The sequence below is a fragment of the Acinetobacter sp. LCT-H3 genome, assembly GCF_001866125.1.
GTDB classification, from domain to species: domain Bacteria; phylum Pseudomonadota; class Gammaproteobacteria; order Pseudomonadales; family Moraxellaceae; genus Acinetobacter; species Acinetobacter schindleri.
The window spans coordinates 1-11,196 of record NZ_MODX01000045.1; the positions used below are offsets into that span (position 1 = coordinate 1).

The window sequence follows — 11,196 nt, forward strand, 5'->3', positions numbered from 1 at the left end:
CAAAATTATTTACAGGCTCTAGAAATTATATAAATAAAAACCCCGCACTCAGCGGGGTTTTTTTAATGCTTAAACTGAATTAAGCATTTTCACGTGCAATCGCACGGTAACCAATATCTTTACGATATTGAACACCATCAAACGTTACTTTTTCACAAAGCTCTAGCGCTTTTGCTTGCGCTTCACCAATTGTATCGCCCAGTGCAGTCACGCAAAGTACACGACCGCCAGCAGTCACAATGTCGCCATTCTCAAGTGCTTTCGTACCTGCATGGAACACTTTCGCATCTGCCATTTCAGTGTCTAAACCTGAAATCACATCGCCATTACTAGACGTTTCAGGGTAGCCACGAGATGCAAGCACGATACCGACAGTTTTACGTTCATCCCATTCAGCTTCCGTAGGAAGATTACCTTCGATACCTGCTTGAACCAAATCAACTAATGATGATTTTAAACGCATCATGATTGGCTGAGTTTCAGGGTCACCAAAACGACAGTTAAACTCGATTACTTTAGGTTGACCTTGTTCATCAATCATCAAACCTGCGTATAAGAAACCTGTATAAACATGACCGTCTTTTTTCATACCTTCAACAGTAGGACGCATCACTTCATTCATGGTTTTTTCAAAAACGTCTGCCGTCACCACAGGCGCAGGAGAGTAAGCACCCATACCGCCAGTGTTTGGACCTTGGTCACCTTCAAAAATACGCTTATGGTCTTGAGATGTTGCCATTGGCAAGATGTTGTCGCCATCGATCATACAAATGAATGATGCTTCTTCACCAGCAAGGAATTCTTCGATCACAACGCGAGAACCTGCATCGCCAAACTTGTTACCTGCAAGCATGTCATCAATTGCTGCAAATGCTTCTTGATTGGTCATGGCAACGATTACGCCTTTACCTGCAGCAAGACCATCGGCTTTGATCACGATTGGCGCGCCATTTTTCTCTACAAATGCTTTAGCGGCATCTACTTCAGTAAACACGTCGTAGAAAGCAGTTGGAATGTTGTGACGTTTTAAGAAGTGCTTGGCAAAAGCTTTAGAGCCTTCAAGCTGTGCAGCAAACTGCGTTGGACCCCAAATTTTTACACCAGCTGCACGGCAAGCATCAACCACACCATTCACAAGTGGTGCTTCAGGGCCGACAATGACAAGTTCAACTGCATTGCTTTTTGCAAAGTCGATAATCGCAGCATTGTCTAAAATATTTAAGGCAACATTTTCGCATTTATTTTCTGTTGCAGTACCTGCATTACCCGGTGCTACAAATACTTTTGCGACTTTATCATCTTGTGCGATTTTCCATGCAAGTGCATGTTCACGACCACCATTACCCAAAACTAAAATATTCATTAAAAAAAATCCTTCTGAAATAGAATCCCCCTAAATCCCCCTTTGATAAAAGGGGGACTCCCTTCGCTCTACTATGATATAGAAAACCCTCCTTTATTAAGGAGGGCTAGGGAGGATTTAAAATTAATTAGTGACGGAAGTGACGCATACCAGTGAACACCATTGCAATGCCAGCTTCATCAGCAGCAGCAATTGTTTCTTCATCACGCATAGAACCGCCCGGCTGGATAATGCATTTGATACCCGCTTTAGCAGCGTTATCAATACCATCACGGAATGGGAAGAATGCGTCAGATGCCATTACCGCACCTTCAACCACTAAACCAGCATGTTCAGCTTTGATTGCAGCAATACGGGCAGAGTTGACACGGCTCATTTGGCCAGCGCCGACACCGATCGTTTGACGGTTTTTGGCATAAACAATCGCGTTAGACTTCACGTATTTCGCCACTTTCCAAGCGAAGATCATGTCATCAATTTCTTGTTCAGTCGGCGCACGTTTGGTCACAACTTTAAGGTCATCTTTAGTGATCATGCCCAAGTCTTGATCTTGAACTAACAAACCGCCGTTTACGCGTTTGTAGTCAAGTTGCGATTGACGCGCATCGATTGCTGGGAGTTCGCCACATACAAGTACACGTACATTTTTCTTCGCACCTGTTACTTCAAGAACGCCTTCAGCAACACTCGGTGCAATGATCACTTCAACGAATTGACGATCAACAATGGCTTGTGCAGTTGCAACGTCTAATTCACGGTTGAATGCAATGATCCCGCCGAATGCAGATTCAGGATCTGTTGCATACGCAAGATCATAAGCTGCTTGAATACCGTCTAGAGAAACTGCAACGCCACATGGGTTGGCATGTTTAACGATGACACAAGCAGGCTTCGCAAATGATTTAACACATTCAAGTGCAGCGTCTGTGTCCGCAATGTTGTTATAAGAGAGTTCTTTACCTTGTAACTGTTTTGCAGTTGAAACAGAAGCTTCAGTTGCAGCTGGATCTACATAGAATGCAGCAGACTGATGCGGATTTTCACCGTAACGTAAGTCTTGAGCTTTGTTCAATTGTGTATTGAAAGTACGCGCGAATTTGTCAGCCTGACCTTCCTCGACACCTACGCGCGCGCCTAAGTAAGATGCGATCATACCATCGTATTGCGCAGTATGTTCAAATGCTTTCACTGCCAGGTCAAAACGGGTTGCATAAGATAAAGCACCCTCAGCTTTAAGCTCAGCAATTACCGTTACGTAATCAGATGCATTCACTACGATACCGACAGAAGCATGGTTTTTTGCAGCAGCACGAACCATAGTTGGACCACCGATGTCGATATTTTCGATCGCATCAGCAAGTGAACAGTTTGGTTTTGCTACAGTCGCAGCAAATGGATACAGGTTAACAACAACAAGATCGATCGCATCGATGTTGTGTTCAGCCATCACTGCTTCGTCTAGACCACGACGGGCCAGAATGCCGCCATGAATTTTTGGATGTAGTGTTTTAACACGGCCGTCCATCATCTCTGGGAAACCAGTGTGCTCTGAAACTTCAACTACAGCGATATTATTGTCTTTCAACAATTTATATGTACCGCCAGTAGATAAAATTTCTACCCCTAGAGCAGCAAGGTTTTGTGCAAATTCGACAATACCGGTTTTGTCGGAAACAGAGATTAAAGCGCGTTTAATAGTCATGATCTTCGTCACAGTTACCAAGGAACAGATTAAATCTAAATAGCTAATTTACAGTCAAAAAAAATGCCTGCGATTAACGCAAGCATTTTATCATTTATTCACTCATTAAACCGTGTGCTTTTAACTTTTTACGCAAAGTACCGCGGTTTAAGCCGAGAATTTCAGCAGCGCGGGTCTGGTTACCACGCGTATATTCTAGAACTACAGATAGAAGAGGCTTCTCCATTTCTGCCAGCACCATGTCATACACCTGAGAAGGTTGCTCGCCTTGCAGTTGTGCAAAATAGTGGCGAACTGCGCGATCTACGTGAATACGAAGAGCGACATCAGATTGTGCAGTAAAAATAGGAGATTTGCTATTCATGCGAATTAATCCGAAAAATCAAATACCACTTGGGTAAAGTGATATATAAAAGTGGTCTATAAATTAAATGAGCTTCTGTTTTAGATCCTAAAACAGAAGCTCTAAAACATGGTCATTACATTGAGCATGTAGCTTGACACATCTCAGCCAGTTGGTCGAAATATAAGCGTAACAATTGTTAAATTTTTGTTACCGACCAAAAATCAAACAAAAAAATCTGCATGATACGCAATAAGTGTTAGAGCGCATTAGCAAGACTGTATTTGTTGTGAAAAATTAGCGAAGAGTTGGCAGCACATAGCTTTCGTGGCGCGTATAATACCATTGTCTACAAAAAAGTGAGCAAGAAAACTGCATTTTTTTTTAGTTTTTTTATCTTTTTTGATAGTTTTTTTCAATATCAAGGACGAATTATTTCTAAACTATAGCTATCGAAACTTTTTCGCTTGACTGGAACCTGAAAGTCGAATTTAAAAGGACTATTTTTTGGAATACGCTGGATGCTCACTAAACTTTCAATCAGGTATTCTGAAGGTGAAAGCGTATAGGAAGCAGTAATCACCCCATTATCTTTTAAGTCGAGACGCAAAACTGGCATGGCCAGGCTGCGATCATGATAATTGATCAGTTCACCTGTAAATCGGGTTTGCTTCGAATCTGATGCCGTGACTTTAACATTTTTGGTATTAATCAGATCGTAATGCTCTTCCATATTAGAACAGTTGAATACATCACAAACAGCATTAAACGCTGTACCCATCACATGACTATTCTTTAAGTACTGTGGATTAAACCAGAAGAACTGAAAAACTAATATGCCGAGTAACAATACATTTATTGCTGTCCAGCCAATATATTGCAAGATAGAGCGCTGACTTCTGTCATCTGTATCTTCTTCCCAGTTCATGGCTGGAAGGGCACTGATGGGCTCGGTACTAAAATAGTTTAGATTATTCAAATAGGTTTTGAGATCAATATTCGAGTTTTCAACTTTTTCATCAAAAATATGTAAAAGATTGTTGAGGCGAGAAGAAATCTTGCTGTTATATAAGTCTGCATCAAATTGTGATGTAGGTTGAGCTGGACTAAGAGACTCAACATTAGCTTCAGGGGGGGTGCCAGTGGCCGAAGGCTGAGGTTCGGTCACCAGATAAGAAAGTGCATTAAATGAGGTGGTGCATTTGGGACAACAAACCATACCCTGAGCAATGGTTAACTGAGCAACCGTTACTTTGTAGATTGTGGAACAAGTCGGGCAGAGGGTTCGTTTATCACTCATACATTCACGCTTATTTAATTCTTATGGCGTTTACCAGAAATTCGACACCAGTATTCATCACGCTTCGCTACTTCTAATATATCAAAATGATTAGAGTAAATGCTAGTAACATCAGTAACTTGTTCTTCAATAACACCCGCAAGTGCAAATTCACCCTCAGCTTTTACCAATTCTGCAAAGTGCGGTTCAAGCATCATCAGTGGACCTGCCAAGATATTAGCAACGAAAACATCTGCTTTTGTTGCACCAAGCTCTTCGTTAAATTCTTCCGGTAAACCTACATAAAGCCGATCAAGTACACCATTGAGTTCAGCATTTTGTTGGGTGGCCAAGACTGCTTGTGGATCAATATCGGTTGCATATGCTTTTTTCGCGCCAAGTAGCAGGGCAGCAACAGCCAAAATGCCTGAACCACAGCCATAGTCAATGACGATTTTGTCTTTGAGATCTGTTTTTCCCAGCCATTGCAGGCAAAGGAAAGTAGAGGCATGGTTGCCTGTACCAAAAGCCAGACCTGGATCGAGCTTGATATTTACTGCATTTGCTTCCGGTGGTTCCATCCATTCTGGCACAATCCAGAACTTATCAGAAATCTGAATTGGCTCATAAGCATCCATCCAGGTGCGTTCCCAAGCTTGATCTTCCAGAAATTCATGACGGATAGGCGCTTCAGGCATTTGTGCACGAATAAAGGTTTCGAGTGCGTCGACATCGATTTCTTCGCCCTCTTCTTGTGCATAAATACCGGTAACAATCACTTTATTCCACAACGGTGTTTCACCTGGAAGTGGTTCAAGTAAATCCTGATTTTCAGCATCATCCAGCGTCACGCTCACCGCACCCAGCGAGCTGAGTAATGTTTCAGTGAAATCAACCTGAGCCTGATCAACCGTAATATGAATTTGTAACCACTTCACAGAAATAACCTTATGTATATCTTTTCAAAAAGCTATTGTAACGGAAGTTCCGGTTTTTGTGCGGCTAGATTGCTGTGCAGGTGTAAATAAAAAAAGGATGCCTGAGACATCCTTTTAAAGGTTTTAGACTGTATCTAATCTAGATTTGTCAGGGGTTTTTGTACCTGAAGCGGTGCAAGCCGATTCAGTAAAGTGCCAAAAATTGCAGCAAATATATACATAAAAATAGAATAAACTGCCGCTGGCATTGCTACTGCTGAGCTGCCAATCACAGTCAGGGCAATGGTCATGGCAAGGGTGCTGTTATGAATACCGATTTCAAAAGCACTGGCGCGGGCTTGAGCGCTATTAATGTTAAGAAGTCGTGGGGCCAGATAGCCGATGCCAAGGCTTAGGATACAGAATAAGGCAGTTGCCAGTCCGACTTGAGTCAGATATTCACTGATATTGGCACGTTCCTTCACAATGGTTGCGACAATAATAAGAACCAGAAAAGTAATAGCAAAAATCCGCAGTGGTCGATTCAGTTTTGCTGTCACACCTGGTGCATAATGACGAATCAGCATGCCAATCCCAACTGGAATCAGAATAATCGCAAAGACCTGCAGAATTTTGCCAAATTGCAGGCCAACTTGCTGACTATCCTGCATGAAGTGCAAGATTGAGAAGTTAATAATTAAAGGAAGGGTAATTGCAGCAATGACTGAGTTGATTGCTGTTAAAGTAATATTCAGCGCCAGATCACCTTTGAATAGGTAGCTAAACAGGTTGGCTGTGGCACCGCCTGGAGAAGCAGCCAAGAGCATCAAACCGACTGATAACAGTGGTGGTAAAGCTAGTAGTTTACATAGTGCAAAGGCGATTCCCACTAGGATAACCAGCTGACAGAAAAGTGCGATGAGTACAGCTTTGGGATGGCGGGTCACTCGGCTAAAGTCACGTGGGGTAAGTTCAAGTCCAAGCCCCATCATAATGATCGCTAAAGCCAGTGGTAACAATATGGTAATAAAGCCAGAATCCATCTGTATACTCCTTATTTAAATGTCTTTTTTATCTATTTTTAAGTCCAGCATACAGAGGAAATTATGGTTTACATAGCGTGTTTACAAATCTGATAAACGATGCTTAGATTTCTGATAAATGATGCGTTGACGGCTCAGGATAATGCCAAAAAAGGTGGCAAGAGTGTACATGACAATAGTATAGATACCCGCAGGGATGGCAATAGTATTATTGCCTAATACGGTAATAGCGATAGTTATGGCAACAGCGGTATTATGAATGCCCACCTCAAAGGTACAAGCACGTGCCTGACGGTCTGGAATACCAAGCAGTAAAGGTAGGCAATAACCAATAAACAGGCTGGAAAAGCCAAAAATTACGGTTGCGATTCCGATGCTATTGAAATATTCCATCAGATTATGGCGTTCGCGTACGACTGCAAATACAAATAATGCAATGAGGAAGCCAATAGCGAAAATACGCATTGAGCGATTGACAGTGATTGTGAGCCTTGGGAATTTAGCCCGTAATGCCATACCGAAGATAACAGGAAATAATATGATAAAAAATACCTGAACCATCTTCATGGCTGGCATGGTAATGGTATCGTCACTGCCCAGGAAAAAATGTAAGGATAAATTAACAATAAAAGGCAGGGTGAAGATCGATATAAAAGTATTAATTGTAGTCAGGGTGAAGTTGAGCGCCAAATCACCTTTATATAGGTAGCTGAACAGATTGGCCGTTGGTCCACCCGGAGAGGCTGCCAGCAGCATTAAACCCACAGCCAGTAGCGGCGGCAAATCCAATATGATACAAATCAGAAAAGCCAGACTGGTCAACAGGATCAGCTGGATAAATAAGGCAATAAAAATGACCTTAGGATAGTTGAGTACACGAATAAAATCCTTGACGCGTAATTCAAGTCCTAACCCCATCATTAAAATTGCCAGCAGTACCGGCAATAAAAAAACAAAAAATACCGAATCCATAGAATGTCCTTTTTATTATTGGATCTTCATTTTTAAATTAAGTTTAACGTAAATTATTAAATAATCAATAGAAAATGGGCAAAACCTCAATTTTGCCCATTTATTCTTTTATCACTTCAAAGAGGTTTATTTAGGTCGAGGAGGAGTGAAGCCCAAGGCACATTTACCACTAATTTCCTGACCATTAACGGTGGTTGTGGTGTTTCCAGAAGCGTCCTGACAAGCACTGTAAATTTCAGCTTCATCACCCATTAAGGCTGTTTTAGAGTTGGAAAAAAACTGTGGTTCACAGGTTCCGTTCCAGATAATACCACGATGAGCAAAAGTTACGGCATCACCAGCTGATTTGCCTTTACAGACTTTTTGATACAAATCTGGATTGTAAACTTTAGCAACCTTATCATTTGCAGTTGCCATGCCTGTTACTGATAGTGCACCGAGCATTATTGAAAATAATATTTTCTTATCCATTTATTTCACCTTTTTTCTTCGTGTGGCGTCAAATTTACATCTTAGAAAATACTCAGCTGCATACAATTGCGATCAGGTAACCAATACAAGCTCTATGTATTGATTTATCGGTGTTTTGCTAAAAAATGAAAGATTAAGTGACAATTAAGAAGGTTTATAAAAATACGATAGGGTGACCTTGAATTAATTCCACTGAATTTGTCAACTATTCTGCAATTTTTGCTATAATCTTCGGCTATCCTTTTTTAATCTCTCAAATACCACTATGCACTATCCTAAAGTATACGATGTCATTGTGATCGGTGGCGGTCACGCAGGTACGGAAGCAGCATTGGCTGCGGCGCGTATGGGTCGACAGACTTTACTCTTAACTCATAACATTGAGACTTTAGGGCAAATGAGCTGTAACCCAGCCATCGGTGGTATTGGTAAATCGCATTTGGTGCGTGAAATTGATGCCTTGGGCGGTGCAATGGCACTTGCTGCTGACAAAGGCGGTATTCAATTCCGTATTCTGAATTCACGTAAAGGTGCAGCAGTTCGTGCAACTCGTGCGCAGGCTGACCGTGTACGTTATAAAGCGGCCATTCGTGAAACTCTAGAAAACCAGGCGAATCTGGACATCTTCCAGCAAGCAGCAGATGACCTGATTGTTGAAGGCGATACCGTTAAAGGTGTAGTGACCCAAATGGGTATTCGCTTTGATGCGAAAACTGTGGTGTTAACTGCGGGTACATTCTTGGGTGGTGTGATTCACGTCGGTCTTGAAAAATCAAGTGGTGGTCGTGCAGGCGATCCACCATCAATTTCATTGGCGCATCGTTTACGTGAACTTCAACTTCCAGTCGGTCGTTTAAAAACAGGCACGCCCCCACGTATCGATGCGCGTTCAGTTGATTTTTCTGTGATGACGCCGCAGCCGGGTGATTTCCCATCTCCAACCATGTCGTTCATGGGTGATGCATCTATGCACCCTGAGCAAGTGAACTGCTACATTACGCATACAAATGAAAAAACCCATGACATTATTCGTGGTGGTTTAGACCGTTCACCAATGTATACCGGTGTGATTGAAGGTGTCGGTCCACGTTACTGCCCATCCATTGAAGACAAGATTCATCGTTTTGCCGATAAAGACTCTCACCAAGTCTTCTTGGAGCCTGAAGGTTTAGATACGCACGAGTTGTATCCAAATGGTATTTCAACATCATTGCCATTTGATGTGCAGTTTGAATTGGTGCGCTCAATCCGTGGTATGGAGAATGCACACATTCTTCGTCCAGGGTATGCGATTGAATACGATTACTTCAACCCGCAAGCGTTGAAATTCACTTTGGAAACCAAAGCGATTAATAACTTGTACTTTGCAGGTCAAATCAACGGTACAACAGGTTATGAAGAAGCAGGTGCGCAAGGTTTACTTGCAGGCTTGAACGCAGCACGTCGTGCGTGGGATCAAGAGCAATGGACACCAAAACGTGATGAAGCGTACATGGGTGTATTGGTTGATGACTTGATCACTTTAGGTACCAAAGAACCGTACCGTATGTTCACTTCACGTGCGGAATATCGTTTAATGCTTCGTGAAGACAATGCAGACCAACGTTTAACACCAGTCGGTCGTGAAATGGGTCTGGTGGATGATGAGCGTTGGGCGGCTTACTGCGAGAAAATGGAAGCGGTTGAACGTGAAACAGGTCGTTTACAACATCTTTGGGCAGCACCAAACAATCCAATGGGTAAAAAATTCGTTGAGATGACAGGTGCAGACCTTTCTAAAGAATGTTCAGCGATTGATTTGTTAAAACGTCCGAACATTACCTTTGCTCAAATTGCTGAGTTGACGGGTTCAGAAGTGTCTGCGCAAGTAGGCGACCAAATTGAGATTGCGGTGAAATACGAAGGTTATATTAACCGTCAGCATCAAGACGTTGCACAAATGAAACGTTTGGAAGAAACCAAGATTCCTGATGATTTTAACTATGACATCGTTTCAGGTCTTTCTCGTGAAATTACCTTGAAGTTAAAAGATGTACGTCCAGAAACACTTGCGCAAGCAAGTCGTATTCCAGGTGTAACACCTGCGGCAGTTCAATTGGTAATGATTACAATTCGTAAGAACGCTCAAACGAAAAAATCTGCTTAAGATTTTGAATAAAAAAACCCGCTTAATGCGGGTTTTTTTATTTAAAATGGCAAATAGTCGTGCTGTTTAAGTTCTTGTATAATGTATTGATACCATTCAGTATCGTGATAATTATTAGAGTTAAAAATATTTTCGAATTCTTCTAGAGAGGGATAGCTATATTTATTAGAAGCTCGCATAAGGTTCTGGTTGGTTTTGTATTTATCGCCTTTAATACAATGGTGAACTGCTAATGTAAATGTCCGATCAGGATCTATTTTTAAGGCAATTTTTAATAAGTTTAATGCTTTATCTAAATGTTCCTTATTTTGTGTTTTTTGAGAATATGCAATGAGCCTAATAGCATAATTATTTAAACAAACCCAATTTTGGTTATTGATTTTTAATGCACATTCATAAAGAGCAAAACATTCTTTAATTTTATTTTCTAAATATAAGTCTCTGGCTTGCTGATCGTATGCCCAAACAATTTCATCAATCATTTTGGGATTAAGACCAGAGGTAGATTCTTTAGAGGGAAATTTATGTATAAATACAGTATATAAGCTAGTTATTAATGATTTGCTTCCGCGTTCAATTAGATGTTCCCTTAGATTTTGTAGAATGTCTAAGTTGTCACCGAGTGGATAGGGCTGTACTTGACTAAGCTGCGCTGTTAAAAAGGTATAGGGATTTAAAAATAGTTTGGGTGGAAAACATTCTAATTCTTTAGCAAGCTGAATCAAAAAATGGTCAGCATCAATATTACCAATGTAATGTGTTAGATTACTGTTCTCCTTTAGGAAATCTTTTACAGAATTTGCCTCTATATCATCAATATTTTCTTTTCTTCCAGTCCATATAAGACGATGCTGCTCTGAATATTTAGCTTTAAGTAAAGGGAAAAATTCATCAGCATTGCCGCTATATCCAATAAATAGACTAGGGTTTGTGTTTAAAAGATCTCTTTCATAAATCAAA

General features: G+C 41.2%; 10 protein-coding genes. 1 reads left to right on the plus strand and 9 read right to left on the minus strand.

Features of this window, described 5'->3' with window-relative positions:
- Positions 1-79: 79 nt before the first annotated feature.
- The 8 genes from purD to BK820_RS14320 all read right to left on the minus strand — a co-directional run bounded on the left by purD (position 80) and on the right by BK820_RS14320 (position 8,090).
- A complete protein-coding gene (gene purD / locus BK820_RS14285; RefSeq protein ID WP_071321276.1) occupies positions 80-1,363 on the minus strand; it encodes a phosphoribosylamine--glycine ligase in 1,284 nt (427 codons plus the stop codon).
- Positions 1,364-1,490: 127 nt separating this feature from the next.
- Positions 1,491-3,065: a bifunctional phosphoribosylaminoimidazolecarboxamide formyltransferase/IMP cyclohydrolase gene (purH, locus tag BK820_RS14290; protein ID WP_071321277.1), complete on the minus strand. Its 1,575-nt coding sequence runs from the start codon at positions 3,063-3,065 to the stop codon at positions 1,491-1,493.
- A 94-nt stretch (positions 3,066-3,159) separates the two neighbouring features.
- On the minus strand, positions 3,160-3,429 hold the full coding sequence (gene fis / locus BK820_RS14295) for a DNA-binding transcriptional regulator Fis (RefSeq protein ID WP_001086304.1): 270 nt from the start codon (positions 3,427-3,429) through the stop codon (positions 3,160-3,162).
- Positions 3,430-3,829: 400 nt separating this feature from the next.
- Positions 3,830-4,708, minus strand: a complete 879-nt coding sequence (locus BK820_RS14300) for a DUF3426 domain-containing protein (RefSeq protein WP_071321278.1) — start codon at positions 4,706-4,708, stop codon at positions 3,830-3,832.
- 14 nt (positions 4,709-4,722) lie between these two features.
- Positions 4,723-5,625, minus strand: a complete 903-nt coding sequence (gene prmA, locus BK820_RS14305; protein WP_071321279.1) for a 50S ribosomal protein L11 methyltransferase — start codon at positions 5,623-5,625, stop codon at positions 4,723-4,725.
- A gap of 134 nt (positions 5,626-5,759) precedes the next feature.
- Positions 5,760-6,647 (minus strand): bile acid:sodium symporter family protein, encoded by an 888-nt coding sequence (locus tag BK820_RS14310; RefSeq protein WP_071321280.1) that lies wholly within the window; start codon positions 6,645-6,647, stop codon positions 5,760-5,762.
- Positions 6,648-6,728: 81 nt separating this feature from the next.
- Positions 6,729-7,619 (minus strand): bile acid:sodium symporter family protein, encoded by an 891-nt coding sequence (locus tag BK820_RS14315; protein ID WP_071321281.1) that lies wholly within the window; start codon positions 7,617-7,619, stop codon positions 6,729-6,731.
- A 126-nt stretch (positions 7,620-7,745) separates the two neighbouring features.
- Positions 7,746-8,090, minus strand: a complete 345-nt coding sequence (locus tag BK820_RS14320) for a hypothetical protein (protein ID WP_004894381.1) — start codon at positions 8,088-8,090, stop codon at positions 7,746-7,748.
- A 265-nt stretch (positions 8,091-8,355) separates the two neighbouring features.
- On the opposite strand from BK820_RS14320, the gene mnmG reads away from it, so the two are divergent.
- The gene (mnmG, locus tag BK820_RS14325) at positions 8,356-10,236 is read left to right on the plus strand and encodes a tRNA uridine-5-carboxymethylaminomethyl(34) synthesis enzyme MnmG (RefSeq protein WP_071321282.1); all 1,881 of its coding nucleotides are present in this window, start codon (positions 8,356-8,358) and stop codon (positions 10,234-10,236) included.
- Between the two features lie 41 nt (positions 10,237-10,277).
- Here the strand turns inward: mnmG and BK820_RS15540 are convergent.
- The coding region (locus BK820_RS15540; RefSeq protein WP_171260622.1) for a hypothetical protein at positions 10,278-11,196 on the minus strand (919 nt) is incomplete at its 5' end.

Excerpts from the sequence above, each read along its gene's own strand:
- purD (WP_071321276.1), bottom strand. The coding sequence starts at position 1,363 with ATGAATATTTTAGTTTTGGGTAATGGTGGTCGTGAACATGCACTTGCA.
- purH (WP_071321277.1), bottom strand. The coding sequence starts at position 3,065 with ATGACTATTAAACGCGCTTTAATCTCTGTTTCCGACAAAACCGGTATT.
- fis (WP_001086304.1), bottom strand. The coding sequence starts at position 3,429 with ATGAATAGCAAATCTCCTATTTTTACTGCACAATCTGATGTCGCTCTT.
- BK820_RS14300 (WP_071321278.1), bottom strand. The coding sequence starts at position 4,708 with ATGAGTGATAAACGAACCCTCTGCCCGACTTGTTCCACAATCTACAAA.
- BK820_RS14310 (WP_071321280.1), bottom strand. The coding sequence starts at position 6,647 with ATGGATTCTGGCTTTATTACCATATTGTTACCACTGGCTTTAGCGATC.
- BK820_RS14315 (WP_071321281.1), bottom strand. The coding sequence starts at position 7,619 with ATGGATTCGGTATTTTTTGTTTTTTTATTGCCGGTACTGCTGGCAATT.
- BK820_RS14320 (WP_004894381.1), bottom strand. The coding sequence starts at position 8,090 with ATGGATAAGAAAATATTATTTTCAATAATGCTCGGTGCACTATCAGTA.
- mnmG (WP_071321282.1), top strand. The coding sequence starts at position 8,356 with ATGCACTATCCTAAAGTATACGATGTCATTGTGATCGGTGGCGGTCAC.